The organism is Micromonospora sp. CPCC 206060, assembly GCF_036906895.1.
Lineage (GTDB): Bacteria > Actinomycetota > Actinomycetes > Mycobacteriales > Micromonosporaceae > Micromonospora.
Genome location: NZ_JBAKHU010000048.1, coordinates 18,542 through 40,068 on the forward strand (window position 1 = coordinate 18,542; position 21,527 = coordinate 40,068).

Here is a 21,527-nt window from a genome sequence, read left to right on the forward strand (position 1 = left end):
AGCCGGCTCCCGTCGCGCAGCGGTACGCCGCCCTGCTCGCGGATGGCCAGCAGCGACCGGACCAGGTGCTGCCGATAGCCCATCCGCCGGTCACGCCGTTCATCACGATGCCGATCGGGACACGTGCCGTCATCTTCGGCACCCGGGCCGGCCGGGTGCCGCACACTGCCCGTCACCGGCGGGGACGGTGGCCCTGCCGTCGTCCCCGCCGGACCGGTTCAGGCCCGGGTTCCGGTCACCGTCAGGTGACGCAGCCGGCCGATGTTGTCGAACGAGCCGAAGCCGACCCGTCCGGAGCTGAACGTGGTGTCCTTCGCGGTCATCAGCGGGTTCTTCTTGCCGTCCACATAGACCGCGATCTCGCCGGTGGCCGGCAGGTGCACGACGCGCACCTTGTGCCAGTCGGCGTCGACGATCGCCGGGTTCGCGCCGCGCGACCGGCCGTTCCACTGGTAGTCGATGCGCTGCCGGTCGGCGTTGTGCACCTTGAAGATGCCGTTGTGCGGCAGGTTCGTGTTGTCGGTCGACAGGTGGGCGTAGTAGAACTCGGTGTCCGATCGCCAGCCGAAGACGATGATCACGTCACGGTCGCTCACCTCGACCGGTGTGTCGAGCCGGACGTCGGCCTCGATCTTCACGGACGACCACTCCGGCCCGTCGGTCACCACCGCGTACTCGAACGGACGGTACGGACCGGGCCGGCTCACGCCCGCCTCGGCGAGGATCACCTCGTCCCGGTCGAACTGCCACTTCGACGGGGTCACCGGCGTCCAGCTGTCCGGGCCCGAGGGCCTGTGCAGCTTGGTGCCGCCGGCGTCGCCGCACGCGAACTTCCGGGTTCCGGTCACCTTCCAGATCTTCCCGTTGGCCTTGGCGAGGAGGTAGAGCTCGCCGGCGGCGTCGGTGCCGAAACGCAGGTCGACCCGCTCCGGGTTGCCCGGGGCGCCAGGGCCGGAGAGGTCCTGCATGCGCACCGGCTCGCCGGCATCGTTGAAGAGCGCGAGGCGGTGGATCGTGGCCAGGTCGGCGCCGCGCCGCATCTCGTGCGCCTCGGTGTAGAGGACCTGCCCGTCGACCAGATCACCGAAGACGTACTTGCCCTTCAGCGCGGGCAGCGCGTTGCCGCGGTAGACGAACCCGCCGGCCACCGCGACACCGACGTCGGAGGTGCAGTTCCAGCCGGGCGGCGGGTTGTGGTCGTACGCCGCGACCGGGTACGTGTAGCCGTACTGAGCGTCGTCCGCCGGCAGCGGCAGGAGCTTGTCGCAGGCGTCTCCCGCCTTGTTGAAGACGAACGCGCCCTCCCGCTCGCTCCAGCCGAAGTTGTCACCGGCGCGCACCTCGTAGATCGCCTCGATGGCGTGCTCACCGATGTGGCCGAGGTACATCCGGCCGGTGGCCTGGTCCCAGCTGAACCGGTGCGGGTCGCGGAACCCGACCGCGTAGATCTCACCGAGGGCGCCGGCCCGGCCGACGAACGGGTTGTCCGCCGGGATGCCGTACTGCCCGTTGGCCGAGTCGGTGCCCTGCGGGTCGATGCGCAGCAGTTTGCCGTGCACCATGCCCAGGTTCTGCGGATCGGTGTTGCGTACGCCGATGCCGCCGTCGCCGACGGCCAGGTACAGCAGCCCGTAGTCGCGCTGGCCGGGCCGCGCCGTGGGGTTGAAGTTGATCTCCTGGATGCCGTGGATCTGGCCGGCGAAGCCGATCCGCAGCATCTCCCGCCGGCTGCCGGTGAACGTGTCGGCGGCCGGGTCGGTCGCCGTCCACTCGGTGATCACGCCGTGGAAGATGCTGTTGGCCTGGGCGTAGTCCGGCGCCTTGGTGGCCAGCGACGCCTGTTCGGTGTGGATGGTGTAGAAGCGGCCGTTGGTGCCGAACTCGGGGTGGAACGCGACGTAGCCGAAGCCCTGGCCGAGCCCGCGGCCGGAGAAGAACTGCGGCGCGAACGTGTCAGCGACGTCCAGGTAGACGTGCGGCACGCCGGCCCTGACCAGGTAGAGGTAGCCGCTGAGGTCCGGCACGGCACGCCGGCCGGAACCGTCGGGCAGCTCCATGATGGTGTTGATGCGGGCGGTACGCATGAGCCGCTGGTCGGTCGGTGCCGGGATGGGAGACGACTGCGGGAAGCTGGCGTACTCGGTCAGCACCAGTCCGAGCCGGGACTGGCTGGGCATCTCGACGACCGGATCGTGGACGGGATCGCCGGCCCGGGCGGGGCCGACGGCCAGGGTGAACAGGACGAGGATAGCGGCGGACAGCCCGGCCGTCAGCGCGGATTCGCGGATCTTGCGGATGCTGGGCACGCAGGTCTCCTTCCCGGTGAGGCGGTGCGGAGGGTGGTCAGCGGGCCAGGTAGCGGTACTGCTTCTCGACGTCGGACGCCGAGACGACGGTGTCGAGGAACATCAGGGCGTCCATGCGGCAGTCGCACGGGTTCCGCTCCAGCGTGTCCTGCGGGAAACTACTGCCGATCTTGATGCCTCGCGGGTCCGAGGCGGTGGTGACGTGCGGGCCAGGGCCGGACACGAGCCACGGGTCGTCGGTGCGGGTGTAGAAGCCGTCCACCGGCTGGCCGTTGCGGTAGAGCGCCAGCGCGCCGGTGTTGAAGTCGAAGGTGGCCGTGAGGTGGACCCACTCCCCCTTCGGCAGCAGCGTCCGCCAGTCCTCCCTCGCCGCCAAGGTCTGCGAGTTGCCACCGTCGAGGCGCCGGCCGAGCGCGACCAGCCGCAGTTCGCCGTTGACGTCGATGAGCTCCAGCAGCGCCCGGACGCCGTGGCCGTCCGAGTCGCCGGTCAGCACACCGGCCAGCCCGATCGCGTCGAACCGGTCGGCCGGGTTGGCGGTGGTGGAGTTGAGCGCCGGGACGTCCATCTCCATCTTGAACCAGCCCATCACCGTGGTGCCCTGGGTGCCAGCGAAGGGGCGCAGGGTGCGTACGCCGCTGGCCGACCAGGTGCCCGCCTTCCAGTCGTCGTTGCCGGCCTGGGCAGGGTTCACCTGCCGGGTCTGCAACGCGTTGCCGCTGCCCGGGTAGGCGTGCTCGGTTACGCGCATGTCGGCGCCGCCGTTGACGAGTTCGATCTCGGTGCCGGAGCGGCCCAGGTCCCGCTCGAGCGCCGCGTCACCCTCCACCGGGTGGTCGAAGCCGTAGAAGGCGACCAGGCTCGACCGCAGGTGGGGATGGACGTCGCGCGGGTCACCCCAGATCGCCTGGGCCGGTGGTGCCCCGGCGCCCGCCAGCACACCGGTCGCCAGTACGGCGGCGGTGGCGGACGCGAGTCGTCTCAGTCTGGTCAAAGCGATACACCTCGTTTCAGCTCTGGCGGGAGCACGCAAATGGTTTCGGAAGCGTTCACGTGCTCACGCTCCAACTTTGTGAGCCGCGTCACATCAGAGTCTGTCACCGCTTCGGCGGTGCCGTCGGCTCGGCGGGCCGTCCGCCGAGGTACAGCTCGCCGAGCTGCGGGTCGGCCAACAGTTGCGGCGCCGGCCCGGAGATGTGCACGCGCCCGAGGTCGGCCGTCTTCAACACCCGCCGGGCGTTCTGCTCCACGAGCAGCACCGCCGTACCGGCGTCGCGCATCCGCACGACCTGTTCGAACACGGTGGTCGTCGCCCTCGGGTCCAGACCCATGGACGGCTCGTCGAGGAGCACGACCTTGGGGTTGACCATGAGCGACCGGGCGAACTCCACCTGCTTCTGCTGCCCGCCGGAGAGCAGTCCGGCCAGCGAGTTCCAGCGCTGCGCGACGACCGGGAAGACCTCCTTGACGAAGGCCGTCCGTTCGGCGATCAACACCTTGTCCTTCAACGTGTAGCCGCCCAGCAGGACGTTCTCCGCCACGGTCATCTCGCGGATGACGCTGTGCCCCTGCAGGACGTGCGCGACGCCGGAGGCGCGCATCCGCTGCGGCCCGTGCCCCCGGATGGCGGGCCGGCGCCGGTGACGACCGTCCTGCGCCGCACCGGCCCCCGGATGGCGGGCCGGTGCCGCGGTGGCGCCTACGCGGGCAGGACGAGGTAGATGCTCCATACCCCGGTGGCGAACAAATCGAGCACCATGGCTGCGAACAGCAGTTGGTAGTTGTGGTGTCGCAGTGGTGCGAAGGGAGAGGCGGGGGAGGATGTCAAGGCAGGTCCTTGGCGTTGACGGTGAGCGGCAGGGTGGGCCATGCCGCGAGGTCGTCGAGCATCTGACGGTCGTGGGTGGCGACGACGACCGCTGCCGGGGTCTCGAGCAGGGCAGCGGTCAGGTCGTCGACCAGGGGCGCCGACAGGTGGTTGGTGGGTTCGTCGAGGATCAGCAGGTCGGGTCGTTCGGCCAGCCGCAGTGCGAGGTTCAGCCTGCGTTGCTGACCCTGAGACATCCGCCCGACGGGAGTATGGAGGGCTTCCTTGTCGAGGAGGTTGGTCGCGGTCAGGGACAGGAGATCCTTGTCACCGAGGTGTCCCCCGGACCGGAGCTGGCCGACGTGCTGGTCGTACAGCTCGTGGGCGAGCACGGTCGGAGGCCAGTCCGGTATTTCCTGCCCGAGGTACGCGACCCGTGCCCGCGAGAGGCGACGGACTTCCCCGGTCGACGGTTCGAGGTCTTCCGCCATTACCGCGAGCAGCGTCGACTTGCCCGCCCCGTTGGGGCCGGTCACCAGCAAACGGTCCCCACCATCGAGGGTGAGCGTGACGGGTTGCTGAAGGCGCCCGGTCACGGTGACGTCGTGGCAGCGCAGGATAGGCAATCCAGGACGTGTGCCGACGCCGGGCCAGCGCAGTGGCAGTGGCGGCTCAGGCACGGTGATCCGGTGGGCCGCAAGCGCTTCCCGCCGGCGCCGGAGCGCCTGGACGAGACCAGGGGCGTGGGACTGGCGCTGGTGTTTGCCATGTCCCTTTTCGGGGCGCCAGCCGGTGCTGAGACGGCCCTGTGCCTCGTTCACCGCCTCGGCCAGCCGCTGGTGTTCGGCTTGTTGTGCCTCGTATTCCCGCACCCAGCGCTCGCGCTCACGCCGGCGCCCATCCTGCCAGCCGGCATAGCCCCCAGCGAACAGGCGCGGTCGTCCGTCCTGACTGGGGTCCAGGTCCAGGAACTCCGCGGCCACGTCTCTGAGCAGGGCACGGTCGTGGGTCACGACCACCACCCCGCCCGGATGCTGACGAAGCCGTGCGGTGAGGAACGCCAGGCTGCCGGCGTCGAGATGATTGGTCGGCTCGTCGAGCATAAGCAGGTCGTAGCGGGCCCCCAGAAGGCATGCCAGGCGGACCCGGTAGCGCTGACCGACCGACAACGTCGACAGCGGACGTCCCCAATCGGTGCATGCGTCGAGTCCCGCCAACGCCACGTCGACACGGCGCTCCGCGTCCCAGGCATCCAGCCGGGTAGCCGCGTCGAGTGCGGCAGCGTAAGCCGCATCCGCGTCTTTCCTGCCCTCGGCCATCGCGGTCGCGGCGTGGTCGAGCGCCAGCAGCGCGCGTTGGGACTCCCGCATCGCGCCCAGGACGAGGGTGCCCACCGTCTCGCCGCTCCGCGCCTCCAGCACCTGCCGGGCGACGCCGATCGTGCCGATTCGCTCTACCGTGCCCTGGTCGGGCGAGATCATGCCGGCCAGCACGTGCAGCAACGTCGTCTTGCCGCGGCCGTTCTCGCCGACGATGGCCAGGCGTGAGCCAGCAGAGACGGTCACGCTGACACCGGACAGAACCACCCGCCCACCCAGCACGACCCGAACGCCGTCAGCTCGGACATGTGCTCGGTCCCCAGCCGGCAGCCGGCCGCCCCAGGCGAGGTCAGGCCCCGCCGTCAAGTCCTGTGATGAAGTCCGTGCAGAATTTTTCACTCTGTACTCTCAGCTCGTCATGGAGCCGGGCAGCACAAACACACCGCCCGACAGGAACGCCAGGACGGCGGAGCAGAGCTACGTCAGAGAAAGTCAGTCAACCCTGCCGCCGTCAGCGGAGGGACCAGGGCTTCATCATGGCGGTGCCTGAGTACATGTCCCGACCATACCTGAACAGCCGGACGTATCCCCAGTCACGCTCAGCGACCGACACCGGCGAATCGGGCATGGTCTTGGGGTACGGGTGGACGTGTCCGACCACCCCCGGGAGGACGACGAGGAGAGCTGCCGGTACGCCGCCGTCGCGGAGTGACACCTGCCCGGCGTCGCCTCGCACCCGGCCACCGTCGGCCATTGCGGCGGGACGGCGACCTCCGGCGCTCACCGGCCCCGGTCGGGCTCGCCGGCGGCCGCACGGCAGGTCGCGAGCACGCCTCGCAGTTGGTCCAGCGCCCACCGGAGGTCGTCGTCGGTGGCGACCAGCGGGGGTGCCATCCGGATGGTGGGACCGTGGGTGTCCTTGACCAGCACGCCCCGCCCGGCCAGCGCGGCGCAGATGTCCCGCCCGCTGGCCAGGGCCGGGTCGATGTCGATGCCGGCCCACGCGCCCGCGCTGCGCACGGCGGTGACCCGTCGCCGATTATGGCGTCGAGCCCCTCCTGCAGGACGGTGCCGAGGCGGCGGGCCCGGGCCTGGTACTCGCCGGTGCCGAGCAGGTCCACCACGGCCTCGCCGACCGCCGCCGCCAGGGGGTTGCCGCCGAAGCCAGCAGGCCGTGCCGGCGGCCGTCCACCCCGGCTCACCGCCCGCCAACTCGACCAGGCCCAAGTCCGGTGCACAAGGACGGCCGTGACTGCGGGCCTGGCATCGACGGCTGGTACGACGCAGCAGCCACCCAACCATGGCCCGACCGTCGTCATCCCGATGACCACGCCCGTGCGGCGCCGACGATTGGCTGGGTGATCAATGAGTACCACCGGCAGCCTGACCCGATCTTCAAAATCCCAGGTCAGGGCCGTCGAACGAGTTTGGCACGGTACAAGATTATTTGGCGGCGTGATGGGGATCCGCCTCAGGTGGCAAGAAAGCCGTGGCCGCTTTACCTCCGCCTCTAAAGGAGTCACTACCCGGTAACGGCAGAATGCGAGGCGTGCACGACGTCATGGACAGCCAGGCCCGTCGACCAGCCCTTCGGGTAGCTCGCGCCGTGACTGAGGTGTTCGCGCCGGCGCTGCTGGCCGCAGTCATGCCCATAGTCGTCGGAGTGACCAGCGTGTTGCCCATCGGGACAGGCCTCGGATGGGCGCTGGTCGGCGCTCTGTTCTGCTCCGTCATCCCCAACATCTTGATCTGGTGGGGAGTGCACCGAGGCCGGCTCACTGACCACCACATCCGGGTACGCGAGCAGCGGAGAACACCACTGATCCATGGCCTGCTGTCCGTTCTCGTCGGACTGGCTCTGATGATCGGCCTCGGTGCCCCGCGGCCAGTCACCGCAATGGTCGTCGTGATGTTCGCTCTTGGCCTAGCGGTTACCGCGGCGAACCTAGTCTGGAAGCTCAGCATCCACGCAGCGGTGGCCGCGGGCTCAGCTGCAGTGCTGGTAATCGAATTCGGGCCCGCGCTTCTCGCCTCGATGGCCGCGGTGGCACTCGTCGGCTGGTCGCGGGTGCGTCTGCGCGATCACACCGTGGCCCAGGTGATCGCTGGCACCGCCGTAGGCATGCTCGTCGCGATCCCGGCATTCCTTCTCCTGCGATGATCCCGCAGCGACCTGCGTCCGATCGGCCCCGCTGCGCTTTGCTCTGCGCCTCCAACGCGGCAACCTGCTCGACGATCGCGCGCAGGCTCGCCCGGGGCGCCCCCGCAGGCATCCGGCGCGCAGGCACGGAAATCGTCTCCAGATCCGGGTCGCCATCCGCACCGACAGCGTCAGTACCAGCAACGGGGTCGAAGAAGAAGTTCGGCTGCCCCCGAAAGAAATTGGCCAGTTGCTGGATCGCAGACCGCGAGGGGTGGGCCCTCTCCCCGCTGCCATGATCCCGAACGGCGGCTGCCGTATAGGGTGGCTAACTGGTGGCGTGTCAGTCAGTTCTAGTGCTCGTTGGTGGTCTAGAGTAACGGCGTGAACTTGAAGGAGTGGGCAGCGGCTACCGGAATCTCGTACGCGACCGCGCGGCGGCGTTACGAGTCCGGCACGCTGCCTGTTCCCACGTACCGGCTTGGCCGCCTGATCATGGTGGGGGAACCGGTCACCGGCGTTGTCGCCGACGCGGGGCAGGTGGTGGTGTACGCCGGTGTCTCGTCGGCAGACCAGAAAGCTGACCTGGACCGGCAGGTCGCCCGGGTCACCGCATGGGCGACCAGCCAGCGGCTCGCGGTGTCGCGGGTGGTGACCGAGGTCGGGCCGGCGCTCAACGGGCACCGGAAGAAGTTCCTCGCGCTGCTGCGCGACCCGGCCGCATCAACGATCGTGGTCGAGCATCGGGACCGGTTCGCCCGGTTCGGGGCCGAGTACGTCGAAGCGGCGCTCGCCGCGCAAGGGCGGCGTCTGCTGGTGGTGGACCCGGCCGAGGTGGACGATGACCTGGTCCGTGACGTGACGGAACTCCTGACGTCGCTGTGCGCCCGCCTGCACGGTCCTCGCGTGGCGGCGAACCGCGCCCGCCGGGCGATCGACGCCGCCACACAGGACGGCCCGGCGTGACGACGATCCAGGCGTACCGGTTCGCACTCGACCTCAACCCTGGGCAGGAACGGGCGGTGCTCGCGCATGCCGGGGCGGCCCGCGTGGCCTACAACTGGGCGCTGGCCCGGGTGAAGGCGATCATGGATCAGCGGGCCGCCGAACGCATTTACGGCGTGCCTGACGGTCAGCTCACCCCGTCGGTGTCGTGGTTGCTTCCCGCGCTACGTAGGGCATGGAATACCGCCAAGGCCGAGGTCGCGCCGTGGTGGGCCGAGTGCTCGAAGGAAGCGTTCAACACCGGCCTGGACGCGCTTGCTCGCGGGTTGAAGAACTGGGCCGACTCGCGGACAGGAAAACGGGCCGGGCGGCCGGTTGGTTTTCCTCGGTTCACATCCCGTCGTCGCACCACACCCAGCGTGCGGTTCACCACCGGCACGATCCGGGTCGAGGCGGACCGCATGCACGTGGTGCTACCCCGGCTGGGCCGGTTGCAGCTGCACGAGTCGGCCCGCAAACTCGCTCGGCGCATCGAAGCCGGCACGGCCCGGATCATGTCCGCGACCGTGCGCCGCGAAGGCAGGCGCTGGCACGTCTGCTTCACCGTGGAAGTGGAACGTGCCGAGCGGGTGCCGGCCCAGCCCGCCTCGGTGGTCGGTGTCGACGTCGGCATCACCCACCTCGCCGTACGCGCCACCGGCGAGGTGGTGCCCAACCCGCGTCACCTGAGCGCCGCCCAGTACCGCCTGCGCGGGCTCGGCCGGGCGGTGTCGCGTAAGACCGGCCCCGGCGGGCCGGTGCTGTGAAACGTCAACCTGGCACGGCATCCGCCGGTCAGACCGGGAACGTCCCACCGCAAGGTGGGACTCAACCGTGTGCTTACTGAAGCGCGCTGAGAGGTAACGGTAGAAAGATGACGTACGCCGCCGTGGTGGTCGGTGCTCGGGCCGCCGGCTCCCCGACCGCGATGCTGCTGGCTCGTCAGGGTCACCGGGTACTGTTGGTGGACCGCGCGACGTTCCCGAGTGACGTGCTGTCGACGCACCTGCTGCATGTGCCGGCGATGGCCTACCTGCGCCGGTGGGGCCTGCTGGACCGGGTGGTCGCGACGGGCGCGCCGCCGCTTGAGCGGTTCACGATGGACTTCGGGCCGTTTGTCATCGCAGGCCCGCCGCCCTCGTTCGACGGCGCGCAACACGCCTACTGCGTGCGCCGTACCCTCTTGGACAAGATCCTCGTCGACGCGGCGCGGGAGGCCGGCGTCGAGGTGCGCGAGAATTTCACCGTTGACGGTTTGCTGCGCGACGCCGACGGGCGGGTTACTGGCGTGCATGGCCCGGACGGCCCGGTGAAGGCTCGGATCGTGATCGGCGCCGACGGACTGCGCTCGGTCGTAGCCCGCGAGACCGGCGCCGGGACGTATGACGCGACGCCGTCGCTGACCGCCTGCTACTACGCTTACTACCGGTCCGTCTCCGGTCTGGGCGCGGAGATCTACCAGCTCGGCGACCGTGCGGTCGTGGTCTTCCCGACCAACGACAACCTGGCGTGCGTGTTCGTCGCCTGCCCGATCGCGCAGTTCCACGCGTTCCGGGATGACGTCGAGGGCAACTACCTGGAGGCGATCGGCCGGGTGCCCGAGCTGGCCGCCCGGGTCGCCGCCGGCGAGCGGGTGGAACGCATCCGTGGTACGGCAAGCGTGCCGAACTTCTTCCGCGAGTCGCACGGGCCAGGCTGGACCTTGGTCGGGGATGCCGGCTACCACAAGGATCCGTGCATGGCCTCCGGCATTACCGACGCGTTCGTCTGCGCGCAGCTGCTCGCCGACGCCATCCACAGCGGACTGACCGGCGAGCGGGAGCTGGACGAGGCCGTGGCGTCGTACGTGGCCACGCGGGACGACCGGTTCCGGCCGGCGCTGCAGCTGGCCTGCCAGCTGGCGTCGATGGAGCCGCCGCCAGCGGACATGGCGGAACTGCTCGCCACGATCGCGGCGGACCCGGCGGAGAGCACTCGGTTTTTCGGCGTGTTGCAGGGCAGCACCCCGATCCCGGAGTACTTCGACCCGGCCAACATCGGCCGGATCATGTCCGGCAGGTAGCGAACGGCGGGCGCGGAGGTGCACCGCCCCGGTCACCCCGGCGTGTTCCGCGTCGGCAGCGCGACCTCGCGGCCTGGCCACCGCTGGCGCAGCCGTCGGTCGTGGCTGGCGACGACGACGGCGCCCGGTCCGGTGCCGAGTGCCTCCTCCAGCTCGTCGCAGAGCAGCGGCGACAAATGGTTGGTCGGCTCGTCCAGCACAAGTAGCTCCGGTGGGTCGGCCACCAGCACCGCAAGCGCGAGCCGCCGGCTCTGCCCTACCGACAACTCCCCAACTGGCCGGTCCACGTCGGCCGGTCCCAGCAGACCCAGCGAGGCAAGCGGCGTCGCCTCGGCGCGCGCCAGTCCGACCGTACGGTTGAAGGTCTCTCGCGCGGTGAGCCCCGGTTCCGCCCATGTTGTGTCCTGAGTCAGCAGGCCGATCCGCAGCCCGGGCCGGCGCTGAACAGTGCCCTCGGCAGGCAGCCGGCCGGCGAGAACCGCCAGCAGGGTGGACTTTCCCGCGCCATTCGGCCCGGTGAGCAGCAGCCGGTCGTTCGCCGTGACGGTCAACTCCGCCAGGCGCAGCCGCCTGGGCACCGTCACGTCGTGCAGTTCCACCAGGACGCCGTCCCGGTCGCTGGCAGTGAGGGCGGGCGCACGAAAGCGCAGCGGTTCCGGCGGCGGCGGGACCTGGGTGTGCTCCAGCAGGTCGAGGCGGCGGGTGGCGGCGCGTACCCGGCGGGATATCTGGTTCTGCACGCGGCCGGCCGTGTGGCCGTACCCCATCTTCTCCGAGTCGCGCGGCGCACGACCATGCGCAACGTGATGTCCGGTGACCGCCGCTGCCGCCCGCAGTTCGCCGAGCTGTTCCTGTTCCTCCTCCCAGCGCCGCCGCCAGCGTGCCGCCTCGGCGCGCTTTTCCCTCAGGTAGGCGGTGTAGCCACCGCCGTAGCGGACCGGGCCGTCGATCGCGGGGTCCATGTCGATCACGTCGGTACACACGGAGTCGAGAAACTCACGGTCGTGGCTGGCGACCACGACCACACCGGGCATGCCGCGCAGATGCTCCTCGCAGAAGGCCGCGGCCGCGTCGTCGAGGTGGTTGGTGGGCTCGTCGAGCAGGAGCGCGGCAGGCCGACGGACCAACAACGCGGCCAGTGCAAGCCGCCCGCGCTGGCCACCGGAGAGTTCAGCCAGCGGCCGCCGGTGATCCAGCCCGGCGAGACCCAGCCCGGCGAGGACGGCCAAGGCCCTCCGGTCGGCGTCCCAGACGTCCTGGTGCTGGGCTTCCTCCAGCTTCTCCGCGTACGCGGTGAGCAGCGCGGCGTCGTCGTCCGTGGCGACCGCCGCAGCCAGGCGGTCGAGCTCGGCAACGGCTTCCCGGGCCTCGCGCAGCGCGTCATCGAGGACGGCGGCGACCGTGGCATTCGGGCCGAACGGCAACTCCTGGTGGAAGTAGCCAACAGCGGCAGGCCGCTCGATTGTGCCGGCGTCCGGCTCGTCAACACCGGCCAGCACCCGCAGCAGGGTGGTCTTGCCGGCGCCGTTCTCGCCGATCAGGCCGATCCGGCGGCCGGGAGCGGCGGTCAGCGAGAGGCCGTCGAGCACGCGACGGCCACCGCGCACCCGGACCACGTCATGGGCGATGAGTGCCTTCACCGCTGCGGCGCTCCGGTCTCGGTGAGCCGGCCATCGGCCAGACGCAGCCAGCGGTCCACCCTGATCTCGGTGAGAAAACGGTCGTCGTGGCTGACAACCACGAAAGCTCCCTGGTACGCGGTCAGCGCAGCCTCCAGCTGCCCGACGCTGACCAGGTCGAGGTTGTTGGTGGGCTCGTCGAGCAGCAGCAGCTGCGGCGCCGGCTCGGCGAACAGGATGCAGGCCAGCGTGGCGCGGAGCAACTCGCCGCCGGAGAGCACACTCACCGGCAAATGCGCACGGGCACCGCGGAACAGGAAACGGGCCAGCAGGTTCATCCGTTCCGCCTCGGACAGCGTCGGCGCGAAGACGGCGAGGTTGTCGACGACCGTGCGGTCCGAATCGAGCAGGTCGAGGCGCTGCGAGAGATACGCCACCCGGCCTTCGGCTCGACCGGCGGTGCCAGACTCGGGCTCCTGGTAGCCGCCGATCAGCCGCAGCAACGTGGACTTGCCCGCCCCGTTGGGGCCGATCAGGGCGATCCGTTCCGGGCCACGGATGGTCAGGCCCGCACCCTCGCCGGCGAAGACTGGCCGGCCGTCGTACGCGGCCTGCAGGCGCTCGCCGTAAAAGACGGTGCGCCCACCGGGCACCCTGGTGTCCGGCAGTTCGAGGGCGATGTGGTCGTCCTGGCGGGCGGCCCGGCTGGCTTCGTCCAGCCTGGCCTGGGCGGCGCTGACCCGCGAGGCGTGCACCTCGTTGGACTTGGCCGCCGACACCTGCGCATCGCGCTTGAGGTTGCCGGCGACGATCCGGGCCAGCCCTGCGTCGGCCAGGTTGCGCGAGGCGGTCGAGGCTCGCCGGGCAGCCCGCTCGCGGGCCTGCTGAAGCTCACGCTTCTGCCGCTTCACGTCCTGCTCAGCCTGGCGCACCTGCCGCTCAGCCACCTCCCGCTCGGCCCGTATCGCCTGCTCGTACTCGGCGTAGGCGCCGCCGTACCAACGGATCTCGCCATGGTCGAGAGCGGCGATCCGGTCCACCTCGTCCAGCAACGCGCGGTCGTGGCTGACCACGATCAGGCAGCCGCTCCAGGAACGAAGCACCGCGGTAAGCCGTTCCCTGGCCTCGCGGTCGAGGTTGTTGGTCGGCTCGTCCAGCAACAGCACGTCGGGCCGCTTGAGCAACTGGGCGGCGAGCCCGAGAGTGACCACCTGGCCACCGCTGAGGGTGCCGAGCCGCCGGTCCAGCGCGACATCGGCCAGTCCGAGGCGGTCGAGTTCGGCGCGGGAACGCTCCTCGATGTCCCAGTCGTTGCCGATGGTGGTGAAATGCTCCTCGGCAGCGTCGCCTGCCTCGATGGCGTGCAGCGCGGCGATGACATGGTCGACCTCGAGTACCTGGGCGACCGTCTGCTGCTGGACGAAGGGCAGGTGCTGCGGTAGGTAGCCCAGGGCACCCTCGACGGTGACGCTGCCGCCGGTGGGAAGCAGCTCACCCGCGATGAGCTTCAGCAGGGTGGACTTGCCGGCGCCATTGGCGGCGACCAGGCCGGTGCGGCCGCCGGGCACGGAAAAGGACAGATCCGCGAAAACCGGAGTGTCATCCGGCCAGGAGAAGGACAGGGCGGAGCTGACAACGTAGCCATCGGACATGAAAGACCTCAAAGACAGGAGATCCGGGCGCGCAGAGGCTGCCCGGCGCGGGCAAGGCATGACGACACGGGCCACGCGCCGGGCGAATCATTCTCCCGTCGGCGGCCGCTCCAGGGCTCTCACCCGGAGATGTCGTCGTCACCTGCCACGATGTGCTCCTATCTCGCAATCTGGAGCCAGGATAGCTCACCGGTAGGCGTGCGGCCCGTGCGCCGCAACCACTGGATGGCGAAGCGGGCGCACACCAGGACCGAGACCGTCAAGGACGCCTCGCACTCGGGCATCACCGTCAAGATCATCGAGCGGGCCGGGCACGGCACGGTCTCAGGATCCGCCGGGGACGAGGAGTCCGGTCTCGTATGCGATGACGACGAGTTGGGACCGGTCGCGTACGTGGAGTTTGGTCAGTAGCCGGCTGACGTACGTCCGGGCGGTGTCGGGGCTGAGATGCAGGATGCCGCCGATTTCCGCGTTCGAGCGTCCGGCGCCGACCTGGGCGAGGACGTCACGTTCGCGGTCGGTGAGAACCGCCAGCCGTTGGCTGCCCACCACCCGGGAGCGGGCCGCCGCGGCCAGGACACGCCGTGTGACGGCTGGGGAGAGCAGCGCGTCTCCGCCGGCCACGACGCGTACGGCGTCACGCAACGCCGCTGGAGAGGTGTCTTTGAGAAGGAGCCCGGCCGCGCCGGCGCGGATGGCCGCGAAGAGGTACTCGTCGTCGACGCTGGTCAGCATAGGGTCGAGGAATGGCCAGCCGTCCCCACCGCCACAGGGCAGACGTCCACAATGTCGTGACCGCCCAGATGCCCGACTACCCGGTCACGTCGGTGGTTCCGTTAGGTGAGGGCTTGGACAACCTCGCTCACGAGGTCAACGGTGAGCTAATCGTGCGTTTCAGCAAGGAGCCCGACCCGGTTCGCCGGGCGGCGCTGCTCACCCGTGAGGCTCGTCTGCTTGCCGCTGTCGCTGATGCTTCACCGCTGCCGGTCCCCGAACCAGCGATTGTGGACCCAGGACAGGGCTGTCTGGCCTACCTCAAGCTTCCCGGCATGCCGTTGCTCGACACCGCCGCGCGTGGGCGATCCGACCACAACAGCGCGATCGCTGCCACGCTCAGCGAGATGCTCACCGCGCTGCATGCCGTTCCGGCTCAACGGTGGACCGATCTGGTCGACACCGACACCCAGCCGCTGGCCGAATGGCGCGAAGAGGCCGCGCAGACCTACCTGACGATCGCCGGGCATGTTCCTTCGGAACACCGCCGAACTGTCGAGAGGTTCCTGAACACTCCGACACCGCATGACGGATACACGCCCGCGTTCTCCCACAACGATCTGGGTGCCGAACACGTGCTCATCGACCCGCTCACGTGGACGGTGACCGGCATCATCGATTGGAGCGACGCCGCCATCGTCGATCCCGCCTACGATTTCGGGCTGCTCTACCGCGACCTCGGCCCGGCCGCTTTCCGCGTCGCCATCAGCAGCTATCGAACGGAAGCCAACGACATCGCGGCCCTCGCCGACCGCGCCGTCTTCTACGCCCGATGCAGTGTTTTCGAGGACCTGGCCTATGGCATCGAGGTGGGACGAGCAAAGTACGTGGACAATAGCCTCGCTTCGATGCAGTGGCTGTTCCCGGCGTAGGCGCGCGCCCTACGCAAGGTTCGCACCGAGCGACACACGTGCCGGCCATCGCGCGGGCCGAGGCGTACGTCTTTCCCGACAAGCTTTTACCCCGGGGGAGCGGTGATGGCAGGCGAGACACCTGACTGCCCGCTGTCGCAGCGGGTTGAAGCTGGGGGCAGCCTGACCTGAGAGACGCCGGAAAGGGTGGACAGCAGCCCCGACAACGACGGGACGCCTTGGTATCGCCAGACGTGGCGGGTCCGGCAAGCGTGACGGGACGGTGTACGTAGGACCCAGCGTCTGAACGCCTCTCAAGAGAGAACCACCAGCTCAAATCTGGCGGATATGGGCTGGGCAGCGACGCGCACCCGGGCACTTCGGTGGCCCCGGGGAACTCCCGGGCTGGTTAATGTCGCTGGTAGGGAGGCCACGGTGAAGGTCTGCGGCGTAGCCGTGGCGAGGTCGCAGGGGCATAGCTGGGCACCAAGCTCGTCGATCGGTTCGCAGTGAATGTGGGAACCCTTGTGGTAGTCCCCTTCCCGGTCGGCGTCCGGCTGCCCGGAGGGAAGGCCCGTCGTCGGCCGATGCCGCTGCAAGGGGGCGGAGGACCCGTAGTAGTCCGAGGTCGGGAAAGCCGGCTGCATGGCGAAGGGGTCCAGCGTGTTCGCAGTTCTGGCATCTTCCGGAGGTCGTTGGTGAATACCGGCGCGCCGTTGCCGACGCTGGATGAGGCGTGGCCGCGGGTACGGCAGATGCAGCGGAAGCTGCACCGATGGGCGGTGGCCGAGCCGGGCCGCCGTTTTGATGATTTGCACAACCTTGTTTATGACCCGGCTTTCCTCGTCGTGGCGTGGGACCGGGTGCGGGTCAACAGGGCGCCCGCACGGCAGGCGTGGACGGCAGGCCGGAAGTCCAACCCAGTCCCGGAACGTCCGTGCCAGTTCGCCGACCTCCGAGCGGCCGCGGAGCAACCACCTTGACCGATCGACGGAGCGCCAACTGCACACCGGTCGGACCGACAAGACCTCACCCGCCTACCGGCGGATGACCCAGTCCGCGTCCGCCAACTCGGGCGTATTACAACGTGTTACGGTTAGGGGGTGCCGGAACGCGAGTATGTGTGGACCGACGTGGGCCTGGACAACGCTCGCAGCAACGGCGTCGGCGTGGAGGAGGCGAGTCCTGTGACCGAGCCGGACTTCGACCGGATGACCAAAGACGAGGTCGTCGCATGGTTCCAAAACACCGACAGCCTGGCACCGGTCATCAGGTCCATGACCGCAGCGCCACCGTCCGGCGTCGCACCCGAGACACCCATGATGCTGGTCAGCATCCGCCTGCCCGTCCCACTCGTCGAACAACTCGAACGCCTCGCCGACCAGGCCGCAACCCGCCGATCCGACATCATCCGTGACGCCCTGACCAAATACATCACCGCCCGCATCACACCCGTCAGCCGCGACGAGGCCGAACACGCCCTCGACGTACTCCGCCGCATCGTCACCGACCGCACCACCGAAGGACACGCCGACGCGGCATAACCGCCCGGTCTGACCCGACGACCGCGTTCACGCCTGGCGTTTTCCGGGACGCCCGAGCCCCCCGGCGCCGCACTGTCGAATGGCTGGTCGACAACGACCTCGTCAGCGACGCCGACGCCGAGCGGTTCCTCGCTGACCATCCCGAACCCGCGTTGCCATGAGCCAGGTTCGTTGATCGCTGGATTGGACCGCTTTCGTGAGCGGGCCCGGATCTGGAGCGCCGCGAGGCCAGCGTCGTCGAGCGCGGTGGCAACGTCTCGTGCCAGATGATGGCAGAAGCCGTACTGGTCGTTGTCAACCAGCTCAGCAGACGGGCTGCGGCCTGATGCGCTGGCGGCCTGCCACGAATCCGAAGCTGCCCCGGTCGGACACGAAACGGCCCGGATCGAATGCGTTCTCTACCTCAGGCTCGAAGCGATCCGCAGGTTCGCTTGCGTTGCTCACCGGCGCCTGCGGGCGGAACGCTTGACGGCTGGTTCGGGTTCGGCGCGTACCGCTTGGAAGCCCGAGTCGTCACCGAGGTAAAAGAAAATGCGCCCGTCGAGCGTGCCATCATCGGCCAGCGCGGCCCAGCCACGGCCGCTGACCTGGTCGCCTTCGTCGCTACCTTCCCAGGCGAACTCGAGACAGGCCCGCCCGTCGCGGGTGCCCTCGCGGCAGTCCATCCATCCCTCGACGGCGATGAACCCGAACCGCCCGGTCCGGTCATGGTGGAATTCGATGAAACCCGGCTCCACCAGGTCGATGGCGTCGGCATCCCACAGCTCCATCGATACGATCCGCCACCGACCAGTGAAGCTCGTCATCCGGGTCCCTCCGTGTCCGCTGCCGACCTTGGCGGTCAACGTCCTGCCCCCACCGTCATACGGCATCGTATAAACACATAAAGTCGCAGCACTCGGATCCCTGCCCCGAAGATCGCTGCAACCTGCGTGTGGAGGAGCCGAATGTCTGACGAACTGGCCCTGTTCGACCTGCCCACGCTGCCCGAGCCACGGCCGGCTCTCACCCGCTCTGGTCGGGGCCGAGCCCGGGAACGCTACGCCCGAAGCGTGGCGGCTGACGTGACAGTGCAGCGGATACCGGTCCTGCTCGACGCAGCCGTGCGCGCGTTCGACGACAGCCTGACGGTCGACGCCGACGATGAGGCACCGGATTCCCGTGCCCAGATCGGCCGGGATCCGGCCGCGGCGCTGAGTTGGTTGCTCGACCCGACCGACAGGATGTGGCCATTGTTGGAGGCCGGCTCGGCGTCGGTACTCAGCGCGGAGATCGACATAGATAAGCTGTCGTCGACCCGATACCGGCTGCGCTGGACGATGACGATTCAACTTCGTGACGTCGCCGCGTTCCGTCGGATCGCGCTGGATGCCTGCCCGGCCGAGGACACCACGACGCATGCCGAAATTGCGGCGAGTCTGGCGGCGGCATGGCAGCAGGCCGCCCCGCCCTTTGCCCCGCTGCATCGGATTCCCGGGATCACCTGGTCACCGGTCGAGGCTGTCGTTGCTCACGTGCCCGCCCGCCCTGAGCGTAACCCGGCTGAGTAAAGGGCTCATGGCACGTGGCCGTTTGCGGACATTTCGCTAGGGCATGGTGATCAGGAATGGCGTGAAGGCTGCCGGCTGCGCTTGGTACTTCGGCGACGACATGAGCGACATCGATGCCTTCGACGCACTGCGTGTCCGCGCGGCGGCGGATCCGGCGTTCTTCGGACGTGGCGGTGGCGAACCCGGAGACGGGCGCCGCGGTGTCCAGCGCAGCCGACCTGACGCTGGACTCACCGGCCGCGGTGGCCGCGTTCCTGCGCGAGGGCTGGCGACCTTCCGCTGATTCGTCAGCCGCGAACGACCAGCGCCTCCACCCGGTCCGGCGCGAAGATGCCGTCGGCACGGGTGATCCCCGCGGCGCGCTACTCCTCACCGGCGTGGATGCCGGCCTGCTGGGAGCCGCCGACGATCCGCCGGACCGGCTCGTGCCCGCGTTCCGCAGGAGTCGGCCGATCCTGCGACACGGAAACAGCCGTTGACCAGCACGAACAGGGCCTCGCATAGGCGGTCGGGCGTGTCACTAGGCGTTCGCGTCTTACCAGTTCAGAAGGGGTGACAGTGTCACCAGGTGGGGCCCTCAAAGCTGCTGCGATGTCTGGTGCATATCGGGAAGTAACGGTCGGCCGGCGTGTCGTTGCCACAGCCGTGGAGAGCGGGTCGCTATGGTCTGCGCGCCCGGTTGGTGTCGCGTGCCACCGCCGGGCCGGCCGCACGCCCGGCTACGGCAAGCCGGTGACCTGCGGGAATGCCAGCCCCTAGTGACACGCCTCCTCGCGCCACTCAGACGTGCTTGCCCTGCTCACGCCGATGATTCGTAGCCCAGGACCCGGCACGAGCTGCGGAACGCCGGTCGTGGTGCGCCGACGTGTAAACACCTCTTCACTCCCAGACCACCCATCGACACCTGAAGATGCCATCGCCAGTGGCAGGGGGGCGCCAATTTGTCCGAAATTGCTCCGTCGTCAAGGAGTCCGCCGGCGAGCGCCACGATGCTAAAGCACGGAACATACCAGGCCACTCACGGTGGAAGCCCAACCGAGATCAACTCAGTAGACCGCCGAGTTAAGGGTTCCATCAGCGGCGTGCTCACCATTGAATCGATCCGCAGCGATAAGAATGCCTGGTCGAACAGATCCGTTTGAACCACGGCGCAGGGACCCGGCCCTGACCGCCATGCGTGCTCTGTCAGCGCAGTCCGGCGAACAGGTCTTCCTCGGGCGTCGGCGCATCGGTGGTGTCGCGGACCCGGACGAAGGTTTCCACGCCCATCAGCTCGGTGAACCGATCCTGGCCAAGTTGCAGGAAAAAGATGTTCTCGGCCTGACTGGCGTGCGCAGCCAACGATTCGAACTTCTGCGCGCCGTAGCCGCTCGTGTCCACCCAGGTGGTGATCTCGTCGTCGGGCAGGCCGAGCTGCGGCACCGCCTCCGACGGCCCGTCCGGCTCGGGAAACTCGACGCCAATCTCCTTCATCACGCGGCCGAACTCCTGAAACGCACTACGCGGCACAGTAGTCCAGTACACCTTCGCGGGGATGTCCGTCCGCTCGACGGCGGCCATCGTGATGCGGTGCGCCTGGATGTGATCCGGATGGCCGTAGAAGCCGTTTTCGTCATAGGTGACGACGACGTCGGGTCGATAGCGCCGGATCAACTCGCTCAGCCGGTCGGCCGCCTCCGCCACCCGCGTGTTCCAGAACGCGCCGGGCACGTCGTTGGCCGCCCAACCCATCATCCCGGAGTCGGCATAGCCGAGCGTCTCCAGGTGCGTGACCTTCAACGCCTCGCAACTGGCCGCCAACTCGGCCCGGCGCATCGCTACCACGGCCTCCGGGTCATGCCCCGGGTCGCCCGGCTTCACTCCGCCGGGCCCGTCGCCGCACCGCCCGTCCGTGCATGTTACGAGCACCGTCGTGATCCCCTCCGCCGCATACCGGGCGAGGACGCCGCCAGTACTGGTCGCCTCGTCGTCCGGGTGCGCGTGCACCGCCATCAACGTCAGAGATCGCTCAGCCACCCCACCACAATACGAGGGACGTCCGACGCACCAGCATTGCCGGGGTCCGCGACGGCGGCTGAACCGAGGCGAGACGCGTTGGCTCCGGCAGTTGCCGGGTAGCAGGCGGGTTCAGCTCAATCCGGGGCGGCAGCAGGCGTACTGTTCGGGGTAGTGCTGGCTGAAGATCAGCCAGCCCGCCATGCCGTAGACGTAGACGTAGACGTAGACGTAGAGCGTGACCGCGGCCAACGCGAGGAAACCCGCGACCCCCGGCAGGCTCCGCCACAACGCCGCGACGATGATCTGCAACCCGGGTGAGAACCGCACCAACCGCAGCACCCGGGCCACCCGCACGAACCGCAGTACGGCGGAGTCCCCGTGCAGCCCTGGAACGAAGATCGCCACCGTCACCAGGAAGTCGAAGACGTTCCAACCATGCCGGAAGAAGTCCTGTGGCCGGCGGCCGTACGCCAGCACCCGGATCGCGATCTCGACGATGAACACCAGCCGGAAGACCCACTCCGTCCATCGCAGGACCGGTCCCGCCGCGCCGAAATCGGGGTACGTCTCGACGCCCAGCACGATGCCATTGGCCATGATGAGCACGACGATGGTCACCTCGAACGGGCGCGACCCGGCAATGCGGGCGGACCAGGCCGCGAGGCCGGGTCGTGCCCCGTCCCGAGGCGACGGGCCATCGGTGCGCTGCGCCGGCGCCGGCACCGGCACCGACCCACCACTCACCGCGACCGCAGACCGGCACTGCCGGCGATCAGGGGGACAGGGTGTCGCGTAGCAGCCGGCCATCCATACGAACACCCTACGTACGGCGCCGTTGTCTGCTGGCGCGGAGCTTCGGGTGCCAGCACAGGCGGTGCAGCTCGACAGGCGGCGAGAGTCGGTGTCCTGCTGCGGAGACGC

General features: G+C 69.1%; 20 protein-coding genes and 1 pseudogene. 8 read left to right on the forward strand and 13 right to left on the reverse strand.

Annotated features, from left to right (window positions below; translation table 11 throughout):
• Window positions 1-218: 218 nt before the first annotated feature.
• From V6U90_RS24305 to V6U90_RS33990, 7 genes are all read right to left on the reverse strand, one after another.
• On the reverse strand, window positions 219-2,306 hold the full coding sequence (locus V6U90_RS24305; protein WP_334441016.1) for a PQQ-dependent sugar dehydrogenase: 2,088 nt from the start codon (window positions 2,304-2,306) through the stop codon (window positions 219-221).
• Between the two features lie 37 nt (window positions 2,307-2,343).
• Window positions 2,344-3,300 carry a hypothetical protein gene (locus V6U90_RS24310; protein ID WP_334441018.1) on the reverse strand — a complete coding sequence of 319 codons (957 nt, stop codon included), beginning with the start codon at window positions 3,298-3,300 and terminating at the stop codon, window positions 2,344-2,346.
• A gap of 103 nt (window positions 3,301-3,403) precedes the next feature.
• On the reverse strand, window positions 3,404-3,907 hold the full coding sequence (locus V6U90_RS24315) for an ATP-binding cassette domain-containing protein (protein WP_334441021.1): 504 nt from the start codon (window positions 3,905-3,907) through the stop codon (window positions 3,404-3,406).
• Between the two features lie 98 nt (window positions 3,908-4,005).
• Window positions 4,006-4,134, reverse strand: coding sequence for a hypothetical protein (locus V6U90_RS24320; RefSeq protein WP_334441024.1), 129 nt, complete (start codon window positions 4,132-4,134; stop codon window positions 4,006-4,008).
• Window positions 4,131-5,699 (reverse strand): ABC-F family ATP-binding cassette domain-containing protein, encoded by a 1,569-nt coding sequence (locus V6U90_RS24325; RefSeq protein ID WP_334441029.1) that lies wholly within the window; start codon window positions 5,697-5,699, stop codon window positions 4,131-4,133. The genes V6U90_RS24320 and V6U90_RS24325 overlap by 4 nt, the downstream gene beginning before the upstream one ends.
• Before the next feature lie 244 nt (window positions 5,700-5,943).
• Window positions 5,944-6,168, reverse strand: coding sequence for a hypothetical protein (locus V6U90_RS24330; RefSeq protein WP_334441033.1), 225 nt, complete (start codon window positions 6,166-6,168; stop codon window positions 5,944-5,946).
• Between the two features lie 44 nt (window positions 6,169-6,212).
• Window positions 6,213-6,734, reverse strand: coding sequence for an aminotransferase class III-fold pyridoxal phosphate-dependent enzyme (locus V6U90_RS33990; protein WP_442933666.1), 522 nt, complete (start codon window positions 6,732-6,734; stop codon window positions 6,213-6,215).
• 247 nt (window positions 6,735-6,981) lie between these two features.
• On the opposite strand from V6U90_RS33990, the gene V6U90_RS24340 reads away from it, so the two are divergent.
• The 4 genes from V6U90_RS24340 (at window position 6,982) to V6U90_RS24355 (ending at window position 10,618) form a co-directional block, all read left to right on the forward strand.
• Window positions 6,982-7,593 (forward strand): phosphoesterase PA-phosphatase, encoded by a 612-nt coding sequence (locus tag V6U90_RS24340; RefSeq protein WP_334441039.1) that lies wholly within the window; start codon window positions 6,982-6,984, stop codon window positions 7,591-7,593.
• Window positions 7,594-7,956: 363 nt separating this feature from the next.
• A complete protein-coding gene (locus tag V6U90_RS24345; RefSeq protein WP_334441041.1) occupies window positions 7,957-8,538 on the forward strand; it encodes an IS607 family transposase in 582 nt (193 codons plus the stop codon).
• Complete coding sequence (gene tnpB, locus V6U90_RS24350; RefSeq protein WP_334441044.1) at window positions 8,535-9,323, forward strand: IS607 family element RNA-guided endonuclease TnpB; 789 nt, start codon at window positions 8,535-8,537, stop codon at window positions 9,321-9,323. The genes V6U90_RS24345 and tnpB overlap by 4 nt, the downstream gene beginning before the upstream one ends.
• 107 nt (window positions 9,324-9,430) lie before the next feature.
• Entirely contained in the window at window positions 9,431-10,618 is a 1,188-nt protein-coding gene (locus V6U90_RS24355; protein ID WP_334441047.1) for an NAD(P)/FAD-dependent oxidoreductase, read from the forward strand.
• Window positions 10,619-10,650: 32 nt separating this feature from the next.
• On the opposite strand, the gene V6U90_RS24360 is transcribed toward V6U90_RS24355, so the two are convergent.
• From V6U90_RS24360 to V6U90_RS24370, 3 genes are all read right to left on the reverse strand, one after another.
• Window positions 10,651-12,258: an ABC-F family ATP-binding cassette domain-containing protein gene (locus V6U90_RS24360; protein WP_334441050.1), complete on the reverse strand. Its 1,608-nt coding sequence runs from the start codon at window positions 12,256-12,258 to the stop codon at window positions 10,651-10,653.
• On the reverse strand, window positions 12,255-13,889 hold the full coding sequence (abc-f, locus tag V6U90_RS24365) for a ribosomal protection-like ABC-F family protein (protein ID WP_334441053.1): 1,635 nt from the start codon (window positions 13,887-13,889) through the stop codon (window positions 12,255-12,257). Before abc-f ends, V6U90_RS24360 begins: the two co-directional genes overlap by 4 nt.
• Window positions 13,890-14,213: 324 nt before the next feature.
• A complete protein-coding gene (locus tag V6U90_RS24370; RefSeq protein ID WP_334441056.1) occupies window positions 14,214-14,624 on the reverse strand; it encodes a response regulator transcription factor in 411 nt (136 codons plus the stop codon).
• Window positions 14,625-14,680: 56 nt separating this feature from the next.
• Between V6U90_RS24370 and V6U90_RS24375 the strand changes: the two genes are divergently transcribed.
• Together V6U90_RS24375 and V6U90_RS24380 are read left to right on the forward strand one after the other, a co-directional pair.
• The gene (locus V6U90_RS24375; protein WP_334441059.1) at window positions 14,681-15,535 is read left to right on the forward strand and encodes a phosphotransferase family protein; all 855 of its coding nucleotides are present in this window, start codon (window positions 14,681-14,683) and stop codon (window positions 15,533-15,535) included.
• A 1,082-nt stretch (window positions 15,536-16,617) separates the two neighbouring features.
• Window positions 16,618-17,058, forward strand: coding sequence for a ribbon-helix-helix domain-containing protein (locus tag V6U90_RS24380; protein WP_334441062.1), 441 nt, complete (start codon window positions 16,618-16,620; stop codon window positions 17,056-17,058).
• Window positions 17,059-17,498: 440 nt separating this feature from the next.
• Here V6U90_RS24380 and V6U90_RS24385 read toward each other — a convergent pair whose 3' ends face one another.
• Window positions 17,499-17,864, reverse strand: coding sequence for a hypothetical protein (locus V6U90_RS24385; protein ID WP_334441064.1), 366 nt, complete (start codon window positions 17,862-17,864; stop codon window positions 17,499-17,501).
• 141 nt (window positions 17,865-18,005) lie between these two features.
• Here V6U90_RS24385 and V6U90_RS24390 point away from each other — a divergent pair, with 141 nt between their 5' ends.
• Both V6U90_RS24390 and V6U90_RS24395 read left to right on the forward strand, forming a co-directional pair.
• Window positions 18,006-18,608, forward strand: coding sequence for a hypothetical protein (locus V6U90_RS24390; protein ID WP_334441067.1), 603 nt, complete (start codon window positions 18,006-18,008; stop codon window positions 18,606-18,608).
• 40 nt (window positions 18,609-18,648) lie between these two features.
• Window positions 18,649-18,865: pseudogene (locus tag V6U90_RS24395) on the forward strand (trehalose-phosphatase); the annotation flags it as partial.
• 928 nt (window positions 18,866-19,793) lie between these two features.
• Here V6U90_RS24395 and V6U90_RS24400 read toward each other — a convergent pair.
• Both V6U90_RS24400 and V6U90_RS24405 read right to left on the reverse strand, forming a co-directional pair.
• A complete protein-coding gene (locus V6U90_RS24400; RefSeq protein ID WP_334441070.1) occupies window positions 19,794-20,624 on the reverse strand; it encodes a PIG-L family deacetylase in 831 nt (276 codons plus the stop codon).
• A 111-nt stretch (window positions 20,625-20,735) separates the two neighbouring features.
• A complete protein-coding gene (locus V6U90_RS24405; protein ID WP_334441073.1) occupies window positions 20,736-21,335 on the reverse strand; it encodes an ion transporter in 600 nt (199 codons plus the stop codon).
• Window positions 21,336-21,527 lie beyond the last annotated feature (192 nt).

Excerpts from the sequence above, each read along its gene's own strand:
- V6U90_RS24315 (WP_334441021.1), bottom strand. The coding sequence starts at position 3,907 with ATGCGCGCCTCCGGCGTCGCGCACGTCCTGCAGGGGCACAGCGTCATC.
- V6U90_RS33990 (WP_442933666.1), bottom strand. The coding sequence starts at position 6,734 with ATGGTTGGGTGGCTGCTGCGTCGTACCAGCCGTCGATGCCAGGCCCGC.
- V6U90_RS24355 (WP_334441047.1), top strand. The coding sequence starts at position 9,431 with ATGACGTACGCCGCCGTGGTGGTCGGTGCTCGGGCCGCCGGCTCCCCG.
- abc-f (WP_334441053.1), bottom strand. The coding sequence starts at position 13,889 with ATGTCCGATGGCTACGTTGTCAGCTCCGCCCTGTCCTTCTCCTGGCCG.
- V6U90_RS24370 (WP_334441056.1), bottom strand. The coding sequence starts at position 14,624 with ATGCTGACCAGCGTCGACGACGAGTACCTCTTCGCGGCCATCCGCGCC.
- V6U90_RS24385 (WP_334441064.1), bottom strand. The coding sequence starts at position 17,864 with ATGACGAGCTTCACTGGTCGGTGGCGGATCGTATCGATGGAGCTGTGG.
- V6U90_RS24390 (WP_334441067.1), top strand. The coding sequence starts at position 18,006 with ATGTCTGACGAACTGGCCCTGTTCGACCTGCCCACGCTGCCCGAGCCA.